The following is a 19,835-nucleotide window of genomic DNA, read 5'->3' on the forward strand; positions in this document are numbered from 1 at the left end:
CTCCTCACTCCCGTCCGGCGTTGTGGCTTACGGCGGGGCCGTCGTCCTGCCGGCGTCCCGCCCAGACCCGCAGCAGCGACAGCAGGTGGTCGATGTCCACCGGCTTGGCGAGATAGTCGGTCGCCCCCGCCTCGATGCACTTCTCGCGGTCGCCCTTCATCGCCTTGGCGGTGACGGCGATCACCGGCAGGCCGCGCCCGGCTGCGGTGGCGCGGATTTCCCGGATGGTCTGATAGCCGTCCATCAGCGGCATCATGATGTCCACCAGCGCCACGTCCAGGTCGGGGTGCGCCTTCAGCAGGTCCAGCCCCTCCGGCCCGCTTTCGGCGTGCAGCACCGTCATGTCGTGGGCCTCCAGGACGCTGGCGAGCGAGAAGATGTTGCGGAAATCGTCGTCCACGATCAGCGCCTTGCGCCCCGCCAGAACGGGGTCGCGCTGGCGCATCTGGTCGAGCGCGTTGCGCTTGTCGTCGGGCAGCCGGTCCACCGCCCGGTGCAGGAACAGCGCCGTCTCGTCAAGCAGCGAGTCCGGGGAATGCACGCTGCGCAGCACCACCGTTTCGGCCAGCCGGCGCAGCCGCGCCTCGTCCTCCGGCGCGATCGCGTCGCTGACATAGGCGACGACCGGCATCCAGGCGGTGGAGTCGCGGGTGCGCAGGCTGTCGATCAGCTCGAAATCGCTGGGCTGGGGGATCGTCAGGTCGAGCACCATGCAGTCGAACCGCTCCCGCGCCAGCAGGGCGCGGGCGGCCTCGGCGGAGCTGACGGTGCTGATGGCGATGTCGTCCTCGCCCTTGTCGTGGTCGATCAGGCCGGCGATGCCGCCGGTTTCCGGGTTGGGCAGCTTCTCGACGATCAGCAGCCGGCGCTGGTGCCGCTCCACGAAGCCCTTGACCTTGGCGAGTGCTGCGAAGATCGCTTCGCGGTCGGCCGGCTTCTCGGTGTAGTCGAAGGCGCCCATGGCAAGGCCGCGGCGCCGCTCCTCCTTGGCGGAGATGACGTGCACCGGGATGTGGCGCGTGTGCGGGTCGCGCTTCAGCAGGTCGAGCAGTGCCCAGCCGTCGATGTCCGGCAGGCCGATGTCCAGCATCACCGCGTCCGGGCGGTATTTGCGCGCCATCGGCATGGCCGGGCTTCCGGCGTGGGAGAGGATCGCCTTGAAGCCCTTCTCCCGCGCCAGATCGACCAGGATCGAGGCGAACTTCACGTCGTCCTCGACGATCAGCACCACCGGGTCGCCGGGACGGATGCGCTCGCGGTCGTCGGCGACGGCGTGCTGCTGCGGCAGCGCCAGCCGTTCCTCCGGTCCCGGCACCACGATGGGCCGCGTCGGCGTCGGGAAGGGGGCCAGCTTTGGCGCCGGATCGCCGTAGCGGGCGACGTCGAACTCCATCGGCACATAGAGCGTGAAGGCGCTGCCCGCCCCGGACTCGCTCTGCACGCGGATCTCGCCGCCGAGCAGGCGGGCGATCTCGCGGCTGATCGACAGGCCGAGGCCGGTGCCGCCGTATTTGCGGCTGGTCGTGCCGTCGGCCTGCTGGAAGGCCTCGAAGATGATGCGCTGCTTGTTCTCGGGGATGCCGATGCCGGTGTCGACGACGGTGAAGGCCAGCACCCCCTCCGCCGCGTTCAGCACGGGGTGGGCGGCACTCCAGCCCTCGCCGGCCAGCTCCACCCGGAAAGTGACGCCGCCGGTTTCGGTGAACTTGAAGGCGTTGGACAGCAGGTTGTTCAGCACCTGCTCCAGCCGCTTCTGGTCGGTCTGGATGGCGGCGGGCAGCGGCGGGGTCATGTCGATGTCGAAGCGCAGCCCCTTTTCCTCGGCCAGCTGGGCAAAGGTGCGCTCCACATGGCCGCGCAGGTCGTCGAGCACCACCGCGCCGATCTCCAGCGTGACCGTGCCGGATTCGATCTTCGACAGATCGAGGATGTCGTTGATGAGGTTCAGCAGGTCGGACCCGGCGGCGTGGATGGTGCGGGCGAACTCCACCTGCCGGGGTGTCAGGTTGTGGTCGCCGTTGTCGGACAGCAGCTTGGACAGGATCAGCAGGCTGTTCAGCGGGGTGCGCAGCTCGTGGCTCATGTTCGCCAGGAACTGCGACTTGTATTTGGAGGTGAGGGAGAGCTGCTCCGCCTTCTCCTCCAGCGCCTCGTTGGTCTGGCGCAGCTTTTCCTGCTGGGCCATCAGGAGTTCCTCCGACTGGCGGAGCGAGGCGGCCTGGTGCTCCAGCCGCTCGTTGGTGGTCTTCAGCTCCTCCTGCTGGCTCTGCAACTCGGCGGTCAGGCGCTGCGACTGCTTCAGCAGCCCTTCGGTCCGCATGTTGGTGGCGATGGTGTTCAGGACGATCCCGATGCTCTCCGTCAGCTGCTCCAGGAAGGAGCGGTGCGTCTCGCTGAAATGGCCGAAGGAAGCCAGCTCCAGCACGGCGTTCACCTCGTTCTCGAACAGCACGGGCAGGACGATGATGTTCAGCGGCGCTGCCTCGCCGAGGCCGGAGCTGATGCGGACATAGTCCTTCGGCACGTTGGTCAGCAGGATCGGCTTCTTCTCGTGGGCGCACTGGCCGACCAGCCCCTGCTTCAGCGTGAAACGGGTGCCCAGCCCGTCGCGCTCCTTCAGGGCGTAGCTGGCGACCAGATCGAGGACCGGCTCGTCGCCGTCACGGGTGGTGACGTAGAGGACGCCGTGCTGGGCGTTCACCAGCGGCGCGATCTCCGACAGGATCATGTTGGTGACGGTGACCAGATCGCGTTCGCCCTGGAGCATGCGGGTGAACTTGGCGATGTTGGTCTTCAGCCAATCCTGTTCCGCGTTCTTCTGCGTCGTGTCGCGCAGGTTGCGGATCATCTCGTTGATGTTGTCCTTGAGCGCCGCCACCTCGCCCGACGCCTCGACGGCGATGGAGCGGGTGAGGTCGCCCTTGGTCACCGCTGTCGCCACCTCGGCGATGGCGCGCACCTGGGTGGTCAGGTTGGCGGCGAGCTGGTTCACGTTGTCGGTCAGGTCGCCCCAGACGCCGGTGGCGCCGGGCACCTTCGCCTGACCGCCCAGCTTGCCTTCGATGCCGACCTCGCGCGCCACGTTGGTGACCTGATCGGCGAAGATGGCCAGCGTCTCGATCACGCCGTTGATGGTGTCGGCCAGCGCCGCGATCTCGCCGCGCGCCGCGACGGTCAGCTTGCGCTTCAGGTTGCCCTCGGCGACCGCCGTCACGACCTCGGCGATGCCGCGCACCTGACCGGTCAGGTTGGCGGCCATCATGTTGACGTTGTCGGTCAGGTCCTTCCAGGTGCCGGCGACACCCTTCACCTGGGCCTGTCCGCCCAGCTTGCCCTCGGTGCCGACCTCGCGCGCCACGCGGGTGACTTCCGAAGCGAAGCTGTTGAGCTGGTCGACCATCGTGTTGATGGTGTCCTTCAGCTCCAGGATCTCGCCCTTCACATCGACGGTGATCTTGCGCGACAGGTCGCCGTTGGCCACCGCCGTGGTGACGTCGGCGATGTTGCGGACCTGATTGGTCAGATTGCCGGTCAGCAGGTTGACGTTGTCGGTCAGGTCCTTCCAGGTGCCGGCGACACCCTTCACCTGGGCCTGCCCGCCGAGCTTGCCCTCGCTGCCGACCTCGCGCGCCACACGGGTGACTTCCGAAGCGAAGCTGTTGAGCTGGTCGACCATCGTGTTGATGGTGTCCTTCAACTCCAGGATCTCGCCCCGCACATCCACGGTGATCTTGCGCGACAGGTCGCCCTTCGCCACCGCGGTGGTGACTTCCGCGATGTTGCGGACCTGGCTGGTCAGGTTGGTCGCCATCGCGTTGACGTTGTCAGTGAGGTCCTTCCAGGTGCCAGCCACCCCCTTCACCTGCGCTTGCCCGCCCAGCTTGCCTTCGGTGCCGACCTCGCGCGCCACGCGGGTGACCTCGCTGGCGAAGCTGTTGAGCTGGTCGACCATCGTGTTGATGGTGTCCTTCAGCTCGCGGATTTCGCCCTTCACGTCCACGGTGATCTTGCGCGACAGGTCGCCGTTGGCGACGGCGGTCGTGACGTCGGCGATGTTGCGGACCTGATTGGTCAGGTTGCCGGTCAGCAGGTTGACGTTGTCGGTGAGGTCCTTCCAGGTGCCGGCCACACCCTTCACCTGGGCCTGTCCGCCGAGCTTGCCCTCGCTGCCGACCTCGCGGGCGACGCGAGTGACCTCGCTGGCGAAGCTGTTGAGCTGGTCGACCATCGTGTTGATGGTGTCCTTCAGCTCGCGGATTTCGCCCTTCACGTCCACGGTGATCTTGCGCGACAGGTCGCCCTTGGCCACCGCCGTGGTGACGTCGGCGATGTTGCGGACCTGGGCCGTCAGGTTGGCGGCCATCAGATTGACGTTGTCGGTGAGGTCCTTCCAGGTGCCGGCGACGTCCTTCACCTGGGCCTGCTCGCCCAGCTTGCCCTCGATGCCGACTTCGCGCGCCACCCGCGTCAGCTCCGCCGTCACGGTGACGAGCTGCTCGACCATCCGGTTGACCGTGCGGGCGGTGTGCAGGAATTCGCCCTGGAGCGGGCGCCCGTCGACCTCCAGCGGCATCGACTGCGACAGGTCCCCCTTGGCGACCGCGCCGATGACGCGGGCCATCTCCTGGGTCGGCTGGGTCAGGTCGGCGACCATGGCGTTGACGCTGTCCACGCAGGCTCCCCAGCCGCCCGAGGCGGTGGGCAGGCGGACGCGCTGGCCGATTCGCCCCTCCTTGCCGATGGCGACGCTGACCCGGCCGACGTCCTCCACCAGGGCTTCGTTCATCTCCACCACGTCGTTGAAGGCGGCGGCGATCTCGCCGTCAAGCCCGTCCAGGTCCAGCGGCAGGCGTACGGAGAAGTCGCCCTTGCGGAACTGGCGCAGCGCGCGCAGGAGAAGCTGGGGGGAGAGCCGGTCGTGAGCGTCCGTCATCGTCATGACGCGATGGTCCCTAAGAAGTCCAGGCCTGTGTCTCGGATGTCCCCTTGCGCACGATCGACGGCGCGTCCGGCGGAACGCCGGAATGGCCGCGCGCCGGAGCGGCGCAGCCACGGGACGGCAAGCGGGAGGCGGCGGAAGCTAATGCCGGGGGGCGGCGTTGTTCAACAGGGTCTTCAACTGGCGCTCGTCGTAGGGCTTCTGGATGAAGCCGTGATGGCCGGCGGCGCGGGCGCGTTCCAGAAGGACGGGATCGCTGGCCCCGGACATGAAGATGCTGCCCACGGCGAAGCGCTCGCGCAACGCCTGCGCCGTCTCGATGCCGTCCTGCGGCCCGGCAAGGCCGATGTCCACGAGTGCCAGGGCGGGGCGCTCCCGTTCCGCGATCTTCAGCGCGTCGGCGGCGTTGGCGGCGACGCCGCAGACCTCGTAGGACAACTCCTCCAACATATCGGTCAGATACATGGCGACGATCGTCTCATCCTCGACGACCAGGACACGGACGGGAGCGGCATCAGCGATCAATGTCTCATCCGTCCGGGCCTGTGGTGACCTGTTGATCGGGTTGGTCATCCCTTATCCCTCTTGTCGTTCTGCCGGCTGCGATGCCGGAACGGCGTCGATGAGACGCGCATCCCGCCCGCCGCCGAAACCCGAGCGGAGACGTCGGATACCGGCGAAGCTGACCGGGACGAGTAGCACGGAGGGGTGAGGCAATTAAGGGAGAAAAGGTCAAATACCCCCTACAGGTTATGCCCGATAGAGTGGGCGCACCCCAAAAGAGGGCGGTCCTATTCCTTAGCTTTGATATGGAATAGCGTGAATTGGGGGCGCTTGAGGCGCCTATTCTTTGCATCGATTGGAACGCGCGGCACAAACGCGGGGCTGCCATGTAGGCTTATGCGGGTTTATTAATTAATTTTCAAATAATTTTTCGTGCAATCTTGTATCTGTCCACGAAGCGGGCGTGGAGTCGACCATAGGGGTGCTGGGGACCGGGATGAGTGTTGCCCCGACAGGCGGGCCGGGCGATGGGGCGGACCTGAGCCTGGAAGATCTCGCGCAGGCCATCAGAGCCCACCGGCTCTATCTGGCGGCGCGCCCGAACGGACTGCGTCTTCAATTGAAGGCGGCGGACCTGACCGGTTTCGACCTGTCGGGGCTGGTTTTGTCCGACGCCATCCTGACCGGGGCGAATTTCCGGCGCAGTGTTCTCCAGCGCTGCAACTTCGATGGAGCGGATTTGTTCGGTGCCAGCTTCGTGTCCGCCGACCTGCGGGAAGCCTCGTTGGTCGGGGCGGACATGCGCGGGGCGAACTTCACCAAGGCGTGCCTGCGCAACACCTTGTTCGAGCGGGCTGACCTTCGCCCCGGCCAGTTGGTGCTGTGGAAGGATCGGCGCAAGGCCCGGCAGGAGGCGGCGTTGCGGGAAGCCGTCCTGGTCAACGCGAACTTCACCGACGCCGATCTGACCGGCGCCAACCTGACCCGCGCCAGTTTGGAAGGGGCGGATTTCAGCAACGCCGCCTTGTTCGGCGTCAACCTCAGCGGCGCGGATCTGCGCGGCGCGGATTTCAGCATGGCGAAGCTGAAGGGCGCCATCCTGAACAACGCCGCTGTCGCCGGGGCCACCTTCCAGGGCGCCGACCTGCGTGACGCCGAACTGCGCAACGTCGCCATGGCCACCGCCGACTGGGCGGAGGCGCGGATGGCAGGCGCCATCTTCCATCGAGACCAATCCGCCTTACCACCGGAAATCCGGGAGGGGTTGGAGGGCCATGTCCGGTGGATCAACAGCAACGGCAAGCAGGGCAAGCGGTTCGACGTGTCGGACGGGGCCTTTGTCGGAACTGACTTCGATGGCTGCGACCTGAGCGGGGCGATCTTCCGCAACTGCGACTTCACGCGGGCGAGCTTCCGCGACAGCAAGCTGCAGATTGCCCAGTTTCCCGGCTGCCGCATGCGCGAAACCTGTTTCGAGAATTCGGAGCTGTCCGGTGCCAGTTTCGAGGGCTGCGACCTGACCCGCGCCATGATGCGCAACGCGGTGATGCGCGCCATCGAGCTTCTGGCGGCGGACGGCCAGCCCACCGGACGGATGTGGCCGACCAATCTGCGCAACACCCTGCTGGCCGACAGCGACATCCGCGGCGCCGACCTGCGGGGGGCGCGGCTGACCGGGGCGGACCTGACCAACTGCAACCTGTCAGGCGCCGACCTGCGCGACACCGACATCGAGACGGCCAACACCACCGGGACGACGCTGGTCCATTGCCGCATGAAGTGACCGCGAATTTTAATCCCAAAAAATTTTCGCAAAGAGTTGGACATTTTGTCGCATGTCGCGCCCGCCGCCCATGCCCGGCATTGTGCATGCCAGCATACCGGGATTAAAACGCCGGCCGAGGTGACGGCTGGTTTCCCAAGCCGCCTGTCATGATCGAGGCCAAGTAACGGACCGGCAGACGCCGCGCGCCGATGCGATGAATATTGATCGTGACGAGGCGAATAGCACAGGACGTCCTGTGGGGCTTGGGTGGTCGTGCCTGTCTTTTGGGCATTGGAAAATGAGGATAGCGCAATGAAGCGTAGTGTTGCCGTTCTGGCCTTCGGCCTGTTCGCCGCCCTTCCCGGCATCGCCTTGGCGCAGGACGCCGATGCGGGCGAGAAGGTGTTCAACCAGTGCAAGGCCTGTCACACCATCGAGGCCGGCGGTCCCAACCGCGTCGGCCCGAACCTGCATGGCGTCGCCGGCCGTGCGTCGGGCTCCATCGAGAGCTTCAAGTATTCCGACGCGATGAAGGGCGCCGGGCTCACCTGGGACGAGGCCAATCTCGACAAGTATCTGGCCGATCCGAAGGGCACCGTCCCCGGCAACAAGATGGCCTTCGCCGGTGTGAAGAACGAGCAGGCCCGCAAGGACCTGATCGCCTTCCTGAAGAAGAACAGCTGAAACGTCCGATAGACCACGCATGGCGCGGCCGGGAGGGGCACGGTTGCCCCTCCAGTGCCGCCAGTCTTGAAGACTTCCGGCTCAGGCGACCGCCGGAAGCGGGTGCAGTCCCGCGGTGAGGCGTTTGAAATCCGCGGCGAAGCGGTCGGCGAGATCCGGGGTCAGTTCGAACCGGACGTGCAGATCCTGCTCCTTGCCCCCCAGCACCGCGAAGGGAATGGAGATGGCGCAGCCGGGAATGGTCAGCACGCCGCGGCTGCCCACCTGCATCCGGTCCAGGCCGTGGATGGTGGCGCCGCCTTCCGACAGGTTGGTGAGCTGTCCCGTCAGCGATCCCACCGCCCCGGCGATGGTGCAGGACAGGTTGACCTCGAACCGCGGAGCGCGCCGGCGGTCCACCTCGGGCGTCGCGGTGCGCACGGCGCGGACCAGCATCTGGCGCAATTGGTCGATGCTTCCCGCCACATCGGACGCGACCCGGCGCACCTCGTCGGCGCGGCTGCCGGTCACCGCCGCTTCCTCCGACACATGGGCGATGCGGGACGACACCTCCTGCGCGGCGGCGGCGGTCTGGCCGACGTTGCGGGAAATCTCGCTGGTCGCCGCACCCTGCTCGTCCATGGCGCTGGCAATGCTGCTGGCGACCCCGTCGATCTCGGTGATGGTCCGACCGATGTCCTGCACCGCGTCGACGGCCCCGGCGGTCATGCTCTGCAGGTCGGTGATCTGGCGGGAAATCTCCTCCGCCGACTTGGAAGTCTGGGTGGCGAGGTTCTTCACCTCCTGGGCCACCACGGCGAAACCCTTGCCGGCCTCGCCGGCCCTTGCGGCCTCGATGGTGGCGTTCAGCGCCAGAAGATTGGTCTGGCTGGCGATGTCCTGGATGAAGGTGGCGACTTCCCCGATGTGGCCGATGGCCTCGGACAGGGAGAGCACCACGTCTTCGGTCCGGCGGCCGCTTTCCACGGCGCGGCGGGAAATCTGGCTGGCGAAGGTAACCTGGCCGGTGATCTCGGCGATGGACGCGGTGAGCTGGTCGGTGGCCGCCGCCACGGCCTGGGCGTTGCCCAACGCCTGTTCCGCCGCGGCCGCCACGCTCTGGGAGTTGGCGGAGACGGTCTCGGCCGAGTTGGCCATCGCCTGGGCGTTGCTGTCCATCGAGACGGAGCGTTCGGCGACGCGGTCCACGGCGGTGCGGGTTTCCTGCTCCACCGTGCGGGCCATCGATTCCAGGGCGGCGATCTTGGCGGCCTCGGCCTCGCGGCGCTCGCGTTCCTGCGCCTCGCGCAGGCGCTGGTTGTCGATGCCCTTTTGGCGGAAGATCTCGACGGTCTTGGCCATGGCGCCGATCTCGTCCTGGCGGTCCAGGCCGGGCACCGTCACCTCGTACCGTTCCTCGGCCAGCTGGAACATGGTGCCGCGGATCTGGTCCAGCGTGCGGAACTGGCGCCGGACCACCAGCAGCATCACCAGGGCCATGCCGGCGGTGATGACCGCCGCCACCTGGATGATGTTGGGAACCACCTCGTCCAGCACGCGCAGCGCGACGCTCTTCTTCAGGCCGACGAACAGGACGCCGATGACCTCGCCATTCTGGTCGATGAGCGGGTCGTAGGCGGTGAAATAGGCGTCGCCCAGGATGTCGGCCTCGCCGCGGAAGGGCTCCTTACCGTCGATGACGGCGCTGTAGACGGGGCCGCGGGCCAATTTCGTCCCGACGGCCCGGCTGCCGTCCGCGTTGTGGATGTTGGTCGCCACGCGGGTGTCGCCGCGGAAGATGGTGGCCACGCCGCCGGTCACGCTGCGGACGGTGTCGACGATGTCGTTCGCGCCGTCCAGCTTGAATTCGTCGATGTACAGCGCGCCGTCCTTGAGCCGGTACTCGGACCCTTTCTGGTCGAGCAGCATCCGGAAGTTGGTGATGGCCTGCTCCCTCCGTTCCGCCGCGTCCTTGCCGATGCTGGCGGTGACCTTGACGATCGTCGCGTAGGTCAGGGCACCGGACAGGGCAATCAGGCCGAGCGTGCACAGAATGGTCAGCTTTGTCGCAAGGCTGAACGTGCGGAGGGGATTCATCGGCCATGAACTCCTTAAAAACCGTCGGGTCGTCCCGGAGGCACCGGGAAGGCGGCGCATTGGTAACCTTTGTCCCGTATTTGTAACAAATAGTTTTGTCAGCCGCTGGACGCACCGCGGCGGTACAATGTGAAGGTGTCGTTGCGGTATTGGTCGCCTATTTTGAGGAAAGTGATTGTATTATCAGGCTTATTCACTGCGATCTTGTTCGGCGGTGCACAAATTAAACCATCTGTTAATCATGAAGTGGGACAGCATGCCGCATGCGAATTCCTTTTAGCGATACCTTTGATGTGGCGGAGATGTTATCGGTTGGCGTTCCTTCATTACAGAATACAAACATTCGCCATGCCGGACTCGCTGCGCGCCCTTGATGTCGCCAAGACCGCCTATTTCGATTTGGGACCGGAATCGGTCGGCAGCCTGCGGGAGGCGTTGCCGATCATCTCCAGGGCCCTGCCGGGAATTCTGGACCGCTTCTACGCCCGCACGATGGCCCAGCCCGAACTGGCCGGCCTGTTCGCCAATCCGGCGCAGGTCGAGGGGGCCAAGCGCGCCCAGATCGCGCATTGGACCCGGCTGTTCGAGGGCCGCTTCGACGACGGCTACAAGGAGTCCGTGCGCGCGGTCGGCATCGCCCACCACCGCATCGGGCTGAGCCCGAGCTGGTACGTCGGCGGCTACGCCTTCATCCTGGGGGAAATTATGGCGGCCCTGGCGCAGAGCATGGGCGGGACCCTGCTGACCGGCGGCCGGCTGGGTGCCATCGTGACCCTGCAGCGCGCCGTGGTGTCGGCGGTGCTGATGGATCTGGACGCCGCGCTGTCCGTCTACTGGGACCGCCTGATCGACGAGCGGCTCCAGGCGGTGGATGCGATGGTCGACTCGATCGATCACGAGGCCAACGACGTGGTGGACAGCGTCGCCAGCTACACCGCGGACCTGCGCCGCACGGTCGGCGATCTCGACAGCGTCTGCGCGGCGGTGAAGGACAGCATCGCCGGCACCTCCGCCGACACGGCGGAGGCGCTGGACGCCGCCCAGACCGTCGCCGCGGGGGCGGAGCAGCTTCAGGCCGCGGTCGGCGAGATCTCGGAGCAGGTCGGCGGCGCCTCCCGGATCGCCGGCGAGGCGGTGGAGAAGAGCGGCGAGGCCCGCCAGATCATGGCCCAGCTCAGCACCGCGGCGCAGGAGATCGGCGGCATCCTGAACATCATCCGTGCCATTGCCGGGCAGACCAACCTGCTGGCGCTGAACGCCACCATCGAGGCGGCGCGGGCCGGGGAAGCCGGCAAGGGCTTCGCCGTGGTGGCGACGGAGGTGAAGAATCTCGCCGGACAGTCGGCCAAGGCGGCGGACGAGATCGCCGCCAAGGTCGGCGCCATCCAGGCGGTGGCGGAGCAGGCCATCACCGGCATGGACGGGGTGGCCACCACCATCACCACCATGCAGGAGATCAATTCCTCGATCGCCGCGGCGGTGGAGGAGCAGTCCTCCGCCTCGCGCGAGATCGCCCGCAACATCGGCGAGGTCGCCGGCATCTTCCGCGGCATCGCCAGCCGGATGACCGAGGTCAGCGGCGAGACGCAGCGCGCCACCACCGCGGCCTACACCGTCGGCGAAAGCGCCAACCGCATGCAGGAGGCGCTGGACACGCTGCCGTCCCTGCTGGCGCGGGCCATCCGCACCTCCTCCGATCTGGCGAACCGGCGCCACACGCGCCGCCGTCCGGTCCTGCTGGACGGCAGCGTGGACCAGACGCCCGCGCTGGTCCGCGACATCTCCGAATGCGGCTGCTACGCCGAGACGAAAGGCGTGGCGCCCACCGGCGGGCAGGTCACCGTGTCGCTTCCCGGCTACAAGCTGTCCCTGCGCGGCTCGGTGGTGGCGCGGCACGACAACCGGCTGCACATCCGCTTCGACGAGCGGAAGATCGGCCGCGAGGAGGTGGACCGCATGAGCCGCGACGGAGTGGGCGAACTGGTCCGGCTGGCCAAGCAGGACCATCTCGCCTTCGTGGACAAGATCATGGAGGCGGTGGGCGGCCAGCGCACGCTGCTGCCGGCGGACCTGTCCACCCATCACTCCTGCCGCCTCGGCCGCTGGTACGACAGCGTGAACGATCCCAGGACGATGCGCCTGCCCACCTACAAGGGAATGGCCACGCCGCACCGGACCGTTCATGAGTCGGGCCGCGAGACTCTGCTCGCCCTCCAGGCCGGCAACCGCACGGAGGCCGAACGCCACGCCGCCGAGATGAAGCGGGCCTCGGCGGAGGTGGTCCGCCTGCTGGACGAGATGGAGCGCGATTTCGCCCGGACCCTCGCCGAGGCCGCCGAGTAGCCGGCCCCTTTGGCGAGGGCGGTCCCGCCGGGCGTCAGCGCCCGGCGGTGTCCGGCGGAGCTTCCGACGCGGTGTTCTCAGGCGGCGGTTCGTCCAGGGTGGACAGGCGTCCCGCCAGACCGTCCGGCTCCTTGGCGGCGGTACCGGCCGCCGAACCGGCCGCCGAACCGGCCGCCGTTCCCGACTTGGCGTCGTCCCCGGTGTTCAGGATGACCGGCAGACCGTCCCGCCCGCCGATGATGATGGTCTTGGCGTTCGATGAGGTGGCAAAGGCCCGCGTCGCCTCGATGCCGCGCAGGCGCAGATACTCCGGCGTGATGTTGCGGGCGACGATGTCCTGGAAGTCGCGCACGCCCTCCGCCTCGATCCGCTTGCGGTCACGCTCCTTGATCTCGCGGGCGATGCGGAAGTCGTATTCCTCCATGATCTGCTGCTGCTCGATCTTGCGGTCGATGGCTTGGCGGACCAGCGGCGGGAAACTGACCCCGGCCACCAGCACGTCCTCGATCCGGATCATCACGGAGCTGTAATCGTCCGCCGTCGTGCCGGGGGGCAGCTTCAAGGATTGCAGATCGGTCGGCGGGGTGGGGAACTGCTGGCGGGCTTCCCGCAGCAGGAAGCCTTGGATGTCCGCGCGGTTGATCGAATAGAAATTCTCCGGGTTGTGCTTCGACACGAATTCGTAGACGAGGCTGGCGATCTCCGGGTGCACCAGCTTTTCCGCGTAATCGTCCCCGGCCAGCTTGTGGACCAGACCGGCGGCGGGCGGGTTGACGCGGTAGCGCAGCGCCACGTTCACCGTCATCGACATGCCGTTGGCCGCCACCGCCTCGTAGGTTCGGATGTCGGTGCGCAGGCGCACGTCGTACATCGTGACCCGATCCCACGGGAAGATCAGGTGGGTGCCCTCGCTGTAGACCCGGTCGGTGACCGTGCCGCCGAAGAAGCGCAGCCACAGCACGCCGACATGGCCGGAGGGCACCTCCACGAAGACGGCGGGGGCGATGGCGAGAAAGCCCAGGATCAGGGCCAGCGCCAGCGCATAGATCGACACGCTGCGCCGCTTCAGCCAGTGGCGGGCACGCGCTGGCAAGGGCGTGCGGGCGACGCTCCCCTCGGCCGACTGGTCGAGCGTGGTCATCGCGGTCTCGTCGTCAGCATCTTCTCACGTTCCCGCGTGCTGGGGCGGCCCACCGCCTGGATTACGAAGTTCACCGGCGGAGTCAGGAAGAAGGCCAGCAGGAAATGGCCGATGAAGCCGATCGTGGTGTTGCGGCCCATGACGGCGCACACCAGACAGGCGAGAAGATAGAGCATGACGAGTATGAGGGGCATGCGCGTCCGGCCTTGGAAGGGGAACAGGGCGGAAGGGTGACGACGTCCGGAGGGGGCGGGGAAGCGTGGAGGCGTCCCCGCCCGTCCTTACGGTTCGCGGCAGCGTCCGGATGGTGCGGTCAGGCCGCGGCCTCGGCGGCCTCCGGCGCGGCACCCTTGCGGCGGCGGGCCTCCTCGAACTTCTCGCGGAAATAGGTCTTCACCTTTTCCGGCTGGAAGGTCAGGAAGGTGCCGCCCGACGCGAAGTGCTGCTGGAAGACCTTGCCCAGCGCATAGGTGAAGGCGCTGTTGAAGGCCGGCTGGGTGGCCAGCCGCGTCACCGTGCCGATCACCGGCACCGACCGCAGGGCCATGTTGAACGCCATGGAGCCGAGCAGGCCGCCGGCCAGGGCGGTCGGGGCCACCGTGGCGAACAGCGTGCCGACCGCGGACCGGCCGATGTCGCCGCGGAAGTCAACGCCGTGCAGTTCCGACAGCTCCTTGAGCAGGCGAAGCTGGACGACGGCGAGCGCCGCGGTGTCCACGAAGTTCAACGGGATGACGCCCGCGGCGGCGGACAGCAGCACGTGCTTGCGGATGATCTCCGCCGCCTGCGCCTCGGTGGAGACCGGAGCGGACGGGGTGGTTTCCGGGGCGGCCTCGGAGGTGCTCGCGGTGTCGGGGGCGGCCGTCACGGCCTCCGGAGCCGGGGTGGGGGTCGTGGTGGCGGGTGGGGCGACCGCCGTTTCCGGCTTCGCCTTGCCGCCCGGTGTTTCCTTCTCACTGACCATGCTGTGGTGCTCCAAAAAGGGACATTGTCGAGAGAAAATCAGCAATGAACGCCGCGCACCCGATGATTCGCGGCGACACTCGGCCCCGAAGGCAAGACCAGCGCATTTGGAATCCCCTCTCCCCTCTGGGGAGAGGGTTAGGGTGAGGGGGATGCGCTTTTGCCGGACGTACCGCCACGCGCGACCCCCTCACCGGCCCTGCGGGCCACCCTCTCCCCGGAGGGGAGAGGGCTAAGGAATGCCAAATGTGATGACCTTGACCCCGAAGGGACGGCCCGCTCCGAAAACGCCGCCGGTGGTTGCCGGCGGCACCGTCATATGGGCTAACGAATACGGTTGTTTTCGTCAAAGGATTTGCCATTAAAGAGAATTATTGCGCTTTTCGTTCATCCCGGAACGCCACCTCCGTCAGGCATGAGACAATCGAGGCGCGCTGCTCGTGCAGGAAAAAATGGCCGCCGGGAAGCGTGCGCAGCGTGAAACCCGCGCCGGCGAGCCGTTCCCACCCGGCGACCTCCTCCACCATCACTTCGGTGTCCTCCGCCCCGGCGAAGGCCAGGGCCGGCACCGGAAGCGGCGGCGGATCAGGTTCGAGGAAGGCGTCGGACATGGCGAAGTCGGCCCGCAGCATGGGAAGCATCAGCTCCATCAGGTCGTCGCAAGCCAGCACCTCTGGCGGAGTGCCGCCCAGCGCGGCGAGACGGGCGCGGAAGGTCGCATCGTCCAGCCCGTCGACGGGTGGCCGCCGCGACGTCCGGTGCGGCGCCCGACGCCCCGACACGGCCAGCAGGGCGGGCGGACGCCCCCGCTCCACCAAGGCGCGGGCGGTGGCGTAGGCCAGCGCTGCGCCCAGCGAATGGCCGAACAGGATCAGCGGGCGGTCCTCCAGCGGGTCCAGCGCGCCCAGGAGGGCGGGCACGGCGTCCTCGACCCGGTTCAGTGGCGGCTCGCCGATGCGGTTCTCCCGGCCCGGCAGGCGCACGGCCAGCAGTTCCGTGTCCGGTCTGACGTCCGACGCCCAGTCCCGGAAGACTGCGGCGCCGGCCCCGGCATAGGGAAAGCAGACCAGGGTGCGGCGCGGCGCCGAAACCGGCCGGAAGCCTTGCAGCCAGGGGGATGGGGTGGGGGCCATCACGCCGGTTCCAGCGCGAACAGGTGATGGTGGGCGTGGCTTTCCTCGATGCGGCCCTCGTTCATGTGATAAACGCGGTCGGCGAGGCCGAACCAGCGCTCGTCGTGGGTTACGCAGATGACGATCTTCCCCAACGCCTTCAGCTCCGGCAGCAGTTCCTCGTAGAAGACGCGGCGGAAATGCGGGTCCTGGTCGGCGGCCCATTCGTCCAGCACGATGACCGGCTTGTCCTCCAGCTGCGCGACCACGAGGGCGAGGCGCTTGCGCTGGCCGGTGGACAGGGCGACGGTGCTGAAGCCGCCGTCCGCGACCGTCACCTTGTCCTGCATCTCCAGCCGCTCCAGCAGGGCGCTGACGCGCGCCGGGTCGGTATCGGCGACGCCGTAGAGGCGGCGCGACAGGTGATAGTCGGAGAAGATGGCGGAGATCATGTCGCGGTAGCTCTGCATCCGCTCCGCCGCCACCGGCTCCCCGTCGGCGAGGAGCTCGCCGCCGCTCAACGGCATCAACCCGGTCAGCAGGCGCAGCATGGTGGATTTGCCGGAGCCGTTGCCGCCGGTGACGAAGGTGATTTCCCCCGCCCGGAATTCCGCCGACAGCGGCCCGACCGCGAAGACCGGCGTGCCCTCGCCGTCGTGATAGGCGAAGCTGGCGTCCTTAAGCGCGATGCCGGCGGGCGGGCCGGGCAGCCGCTCCGCCCCTTCGTCCGGGGCACTGCCGGCGGCGGCGCGCAGCCGCTCCTCCATCGCCTCGATGTTGGACAGGGCCATCTCGGTCTGGGCGACCAGCGGGGTGACGAAGGAGACGGTGCTGACCGGCCCGACGATGAACAGGGCCGCCGTGGTCGCCGCCACCACCACCGCGTGATAGCCGGTGGTGAACAGCGGCACGACGAAGACCATCATGCCGATCAGCGTGTAGAACATCGCCTCGACCAGCGCGAAGTTGCGGCCCCACCGTTCCTTCATGTCCACGTTCACCGCGCGCGCCCGGGACGAGGCGTCGGCGAGGTCGCGGATCAGCCCGTCGCCGCGGCGGCGGTTCATCCGCACCTCCTTGAAGCCGCGCAACAGGTCGGTCAGCCCGTCGAAGACACGCGACTCCGCCGCCGCGGCCTCCATCATGCTGCGGCGCAGGCGCTGCACCCGCGCGACCTTCACCGCCACGGCGATCCCGGCGAAGGCGAAGGCCATCACGCAGGCCAGCGGCGACAGCCAAGCCAGATAGACCGCCAGGAAGACCAGCATCACCGCCTGCTGCCCACCGATCGCCAGAAGCGGCAGGGTCTGGGCCAGCGTCTGGGTGTCCTGGGTCAGCACGCCGTGCAGCGACGCCCGCCCGATGCGGTCCACGGTCACGAGGTCGGCGCGGCGCACCAGGTCGAACAGGCGCAGCCGGATCTTGTGGATCAGCCGTTCGGCGTCCTGGGACGCGGTGATCAGCGCGTAATTGTGGGTCACCCCGAACAGCGTCACCGTGACCGCGTACATCACCAGAAGCCGTGGGCTGACGATGCCCTTGGCGGCATCCTTGGCGGCGGCGTCGACCAGCCACAGCAGCGCCGCGGTCGCGATCGCCGACAGGACGTTCATCAGGGCGAGCGTGCGCAGATTCTCCGGAAGCTCGCGCAGGACGATGGCGGCCAGCCTCATGCCACGCCCTCCGCCGCGAGGGTCAGTTCGATCAGGTGGCCTTCCTCCATGTGCAGGCGGCGATCGGCGACGTCGAAATAATGGTCGTCATGGGTCACCGCCACGATGGTCAGGCCGCGCCGCTTCAACTCCGGCACGACCTCCCGGTAGAACTTGAAGCGGAAATGCGGGTCCTGGTCGGCGGCCCATTCGTCGAGGATCAGGATCGGCGCCTTCTCCAGGATCGCGGCGACGAGACCCAGCCGCTTGCGCTGCCCGGCGGACAGGTCGCGCCGCCCGAAGCGGTCGCCCTCCAGAGCGGTGACCCGCTCCATCTCCAGCCAGCGCATCAGGTCGGTGGCCTCCAGAGGGTTGATGGCGTCCTGGCCGTAGAGGCGGGCGAACAGGTGGAAGTCGGCGAAGACGGTCGCCATCAGCTCGCGGTAGGCGGCGATGCGCTGCGGCCCGACCGGCACCCCGTCCACCGTGATCCGCCCGCGCAGAGGGTGGTAAAGGCCGGTCAGCAGCTTGATGAAGGTCGATTTGCCCGACCCGTTGCCGCCGGTGATGAAGATCACCTCGCCGCGCCGGATGGTCAGGTCGAAGGGACCGACCGCGAAGGGTGGCTCGCCCGGCGGGGCGGGGAAGGCGAACTCCACCCCCTCCATCCGCACTTCGGCAAAGTTGACCGGCACCGGCAGGGTGGGGCCGTCGCTTCCGGCCTCCGCCAGTTCCGAAAGCTGGCCCTCCAGAGCCATCATGCGTCCGGCGGCGGCCTCCGCGGCGCTCATCACCGCCAGTGATTGCATCAGCCCGAAGACCGGGGCCGACATGAAGAAGATGGCGGCGGTGATCTTCACCAGCTCCGCCGAGATGGCGCTGGAGTAGGTAGGCACGACGAAGACAACCACGCCCAGCATCAGGTTGAAGGCGCATTCGCCGAACACGAACTGCTGCCAGGTGTGCAGATGAACCGCGCCGCGGGCCGTGGTGGTGCGGCCGGACACGGTGCCGAAGGCGGCGTTCAGGTCGCGGCTGCGGGCGCTGTTCAGACGCTGCTCCTTGAAGCCGTCGAACAGGTCCGACACGCCTTCGAACAGGGCGGCCTCCTCGGCCATCATGGCGCGCTGCCGTTCCTCCAGCGCGCGGCCCAGCCGGACGTAGAACCACGTCCCGGCGCCCAGCAGCCCGCCGATCAGCAGGAAGGCGACCGGCGAGATGGTGGCGATGTAGAGCAGGATCGTTCCGGTCAGCAGGACCGAACGCACCGTCAGCGCCAGGAACTGCGAGTTCTGCGAGATGAGCTGGCTGCTCTGCGTCACGCTCTCGAACAGCGGGGTCTGGCCGAAGCGTTCCAGCTTCCACAGGTCGGCGCGGCGGATCTGGTCGAGCAGCCGCATGCGCAGGCTGTCCACCACCTCCTCCGCATCCGCCGATAAATGGGCGACCATGCGGCCTTCCAGGAGCATGTAGAGGAGGACGCTGACGACGAAGGCGGCGGCCAGGGGCACGTTGACGACGTCGGCCTTCTCCGCGGCGATCTCCTCCGCCCCGCGGTTGACCAGGGCGAGCACCAGCGTGGAGAAGAGGGCCGACCCCAACGCGTAGAGAACCAGCCGGCGCAGCGGCGCCGGTCCGAGCCGTCCCAGCAAGCGGAGGAGGTTCATCGCGCCTGATCCTGCGGAGCGCCATCGTCGATGCGGATGCGCAATGCGTGACGATCCGGGTCGGCGAAGGCGCCGCGCCCGTGGAGCGCCTCGTGGTTGTTCATCGCCAGCAGGCTGTCGGACTCCATGAAGGTCTCCAGCCGCCGCGCCGGGTTGTCCAACTCCGCCTGGAGGATGGCGAGCGCGCGGCGGACCTCCGGCGTGTCGTGCTCCGGGCAGGCGGCCAGCCCGCGGCGCAGCGTGTCGGTGCGGAAGCGGATGAGCGGACGGTCGCCGAAGACGGTGGCGAAGGTCACCTCCACCGCGTCCCGCGATCCGGTGCGGGTAAAGGTGGCGGGGATGCGGAAGGGCAGCGCCGTTCGCGACAGCAGGTCGAGCCCCCAGCGCCCCTCGTCGCTGCCGGCCAGAGCCGCGCGGACACAGCGGGCGTCGCGCAGGCTGGACCGCCCGCCGCCGCAGGCCGCCGCCCGGGCGAAATAGAGCAGCATGTAGCGTTCGGGGGTCGGGAAATACTGGGTGTCGGTGTGGAAGTCGGCCTCGTCGGCGTGCTCGGAGAAGGTGGAGGCGCCGCCGCTGCGGACCAACTCGGGCCGGACCTTGATGTCCCACACCACCTTACGGTCGATCCGGTCGGTCGCGGTCGGTGCGCCGATGCCGACCGCCAGCGCGTAGAGCAGGCGGCGGCGGGTGTCGAGGTCGTGGCGGCCGAGATGGGCGTGGCGGATCAGCACACCGCTATGGCTGGTCTCCAGCCGGTCGCGGATCGCCGTGGCCAGGGCGGACAGGCCGGGGGCGGCCTCCGCCAGTTCGCCGCGCAGCTCGGTTTCCCGCCCGTCCGGGACGAGGGCGGCGGCGTCGGTCTCCGTCCCGTGGCGGGCGGCCAGGACGGCGAGGACCCGCCCGGTTTCCGCGTCGGGCAGCGGCTCGACGGTGAATTCTCCGCAGCGGAAGCCCAGGTCTTGGAGGTGGTTCAGCATGAAAGGTCCCCA

Annotated in this window: 13 protein-coding genes; 3 read left to right on the top strand and 10 right to left on the bottom strand. The window is 67.9% G+C overall.

From position 1 onward, the window contains the following. Nucleotides 1-4: 4 nt before the first annotated feature. Nucleotides 5-4,939, bottom strand: coding sequence for a HAMP domain-containing protein (locus JJL56_RS12160; RefSeq protein ID WP_247891043.1), 4,935 nt, complete (start codon nt 4,937-4,939; stop codon nt 5-7). Nucleotides 4,940-5,080: 141 nt separating this feature from the next. Next, nucleotides 5,081-5,464, bottom strand: coding sequence for a response regulator (locus tag JJL56_RS12165; protein WP_186452854.1), 384 nt, complete (start codon nt 5,462-5,464; stop codon nt 5,081-5,083). Nucleotides 5,465-5,939: 475 nt separating this feature from the next. Between JJL56_RS12165 and JJL56_RS12170 the strand changes: the two genes are divergently transcribed. Then, on the top strand, nt 5,940-7,226 hold the full coding sequence (locus JJL56_RS12170) for a pentapeptide repeat-containing protein (RefSeq protein WP_145624325.1): 1,287 nt from the start codon (nt 5,940-5,942) through the stop codon (nt 7,224-7,226). 294 nt (nt 7,227-7,520) lie between these two features. Then, nucleotides 7,521-7,892: a c-type cytochrome gene (locus JJL56_RS12175; protein ID WP_145624321.1), complete on the top strand. Its 372-nt coding sequence runs from the start codon at nt 7,521-7,523 to the stop codon at nt 7,890-7,892. 81 nt (nt 7,893-7,973) lie between these two features. On the opposite strand, the gene JJL56_RS12180 is transcribed toward JJL56_RS12175, so the two are convergent. Continuing rightward, nucleotides 7,974-9,968, bottom strand: a complete 1,995-nt coding sequence (locus JJL56_RS12180) for a methyl-accepting chemotaxis protein (protein WP_145624318.1) — start codon at nt 9,966-9,968, stop codon at nt 7,974-7,976. A 348-nt stretch (nt 9,969-10,316) separates the two neighbouring features. On the opposite strand from JJL56_RS12180, the gene JJL56_RS12185 reads away from it, so the two are divergent. Continuing rightward, a complete protein-coding gene (locus JJL56_RS12185) occupies nt 10,317-12,311 on the top strand; it encodes a methyl-accepting chemotaxis protein (protein WP_145624316.1) in 1,995 nt (664 codons plus the stop codon). Nucleotides 12,312-12,345: 34 nt separating this feature from the next. On the opposite strand, the gene JJL56_RS12190 is transcribed toward JJL56_RS12185, so the two are convergent. The 7 genes from JJL56_RS12190 to JJL56_RS12220 all read right to left on the bottom strand — a co-directional run bounded on the left by JJL56_RS12190 (nt 12,346) and on the right by JJL56_RS12220 (nt 19,823). Then, on the bottom strand, nt 12,346-13,452 hold the full coding sequence (locus JJL56_RS12190; RefSeq protein WP_145624313.1) for a prohibitin family protein: 1,107 nt from the start codon (nt 13,450-13,452) through the stop codon (nt 12,346-12,348). Continuing rightward, nucleotides 13,449-13,646, bottom strand: a complete 198-nt coding sequence (locus JJL56_RS12195) for a hypothetical protein (protein ID WP_145624311.1) — start codon at nt 13,644-13,646, stop codon at nt 13,449-13,451. The genes JJL56_RS12190 and JJL56_RS12195 overlap by 4 nt, the downstream gene beginning before the upstream one ends. A 119-nt stretch (nt 13,647-13,765) precedes the next feature. Further along, nucleotides 13,766-14,416 (bottom strand): YcjF family protein, encoded by a 651-nt coding sequence (locus JJL56_RS12200; RefSeq protein ID WP_145624309.1) that lies wholly within the window; start codon nt 14,414-14,416, stop codon nt 13,766-13,768. 370 nt (nt 14,417-14,786) lie between these two features. Further along, nucleotides 14,787-15,548 (bottom strand): thioesterase II family protein, encoded by a 762-nt coding sequence (locus JJL56_RS12205; RefSeq protein WP_211111841.1) that lies wholly within the window; start codon nt 15,546-15,548, stop codon nt 14,787-14,789. Further along, on the bottom strand, nt 15,548-17,200 hold the full coding sequence (locus JJL56_RS12210) for a cyclic peptide export ABC transporter (protein WP_145624304.1): 1,653 nt from the start codon (nt 17,198-17,200) through the stop codon (nt 15,548-15,550). Before JJL56_RS12210 ends, JJL56_RS12205 begins: the two co-directional genes overlap by 1 nt. After that, nucleotides 17,197-18,846, bottom strand: a complete 1,650-nt coding sequence (locus JJL56_RS12215; protein ID WP_145624302.1) for an ATP-binding cassette domain-containing protein — start codon at nt 18,844-18,846, stop codon at nt 17,197-17,199. Before JJL56_RS12215 ends, JJL56_RS12210 begins: the two co-directional genes overlap by 4 nt. Beyond that, the gene (locus JJL56_RS12220; RefSeq protein ID WP_247891044.1) at nt 18,843-19,823 is read right to left on the bottom strand and encodes a TauD/TfdA family dioxygenase; all 981 of its coding nucleotides are present in this window, start codon (nt 19,821-19,823) and stop codon (nt 18,843-18,845) included. The genes JJL56_RS12215 and JJL56_RS12220 overlap by 4 nt, the downstream gene beginning before the upstream one ends. Nucleotides 19,824-19,835 lie beyond the last annotated feature (12 nt).

Source organism: Azospirillum aestuarii (assembly GCF_016632405.1).
GTDB classification, from domain to species: Bacteria; Pseudomonadota; Alphaproteobacteria; order Azospirillales; family Azospirillaceae; genus Azospirillum; species Azospirillum aestuarii.

What these genes read in the sequence shown, in the direction of transcription:
- JJL56_RS12160 (WP_247891043.1), bottom strand. Translation starts at nt 4,939, where the DNA reads ATGACGATGACGGACGCTCACGACCGGCTCTCCCCCCAGCTTCTCCTG.
- JJL56_RS12170 (WP_145624325.1), top strand. Translation starts at nt 5,940, where the DNA reads ATGAGTGTTGCCCCGACAGGCGGGCCGGGCGATGGGGCGGACCTGAGC.
- JJL56_RS12175 (WP_145624321.1), top strand. Translation starts at nt 7,521, where the DNA reads ATGAAGCGTAGTGTTGCCGTTCTGGCCTTCGGCCTGTTCGCCGCCCTT.
- JJL56_RS12180 (WP_145624318.1), bottom strand. Translation starts at nt 9,968, where the DNA reads ATGAATCCCCTCCGCACGTTCAGCCTTGCGACAAAGCTGACCATTCTG.
- JJL56_RS12185 (WP_145624316.1), top strand. Translation starts at nt 10,317, where the DNA reads ATGCCGGACTCGCTGCGCGCCCTTGATGTCGCCAAGACCGCCTATTTC.
- JJL56_RS12190 (WP_145624313.1), bottom strand. Translation starts at nt 13,452, where the DNA reads ATGACCACGCTCGACCAGTCGGCCGAGGGGAGCGTCGCCCGCACGCCC.
- JJL56_RS12195 (WP_145624311.1), bottom strand. Translation starts at nt 13,646, where the DNA reads ATGCCCCTCATACTCGTCATGCTCTATCTTCTCGCCTGTCTGGTGTGC.
- JJL56_RS12200 (WP_145624309.1), bottom strand. Translation starts at nt 14,416, where the DNA reads ATGGTCAGTGAGAAGGAAACACCGGGCGGCAAGGCGAAGCCGGAAACG.
- JJL56_RS12205 (WP_211111841.1), bottom strand. Translation starts at nt 15,548, where the DNA reads ATGGCCCCCACCCCATCCCCCTGGCTGCAAGGCTTCCGGCCGGTTTCG.
- JJL56_RS12210 (WP_145624304.1), bottom strand. Translation starts at nt 17,200, where the DNA reads ATGAGGCTGGCCGCCATCGTCCTGCGCGAGCTTCCGGAGAATCTGCGC.
- JJL56_RS12215 (WP_145624302.1), bottom strand. Translation starts at nt 18,846, where the DNA reads ATGAACCTCCTCCGCTTGCTGGGACGGCTCGGACCGGCGCCGCTGCGC.
- JJL56_RS12220 (WP_247891044.1), bottom strand. Translation starts at nt 19,823, where the DNA reads ATGCTGAACCACCTCCAAGACCTGGGCTTCCGCTGCGGAGAATTCACC.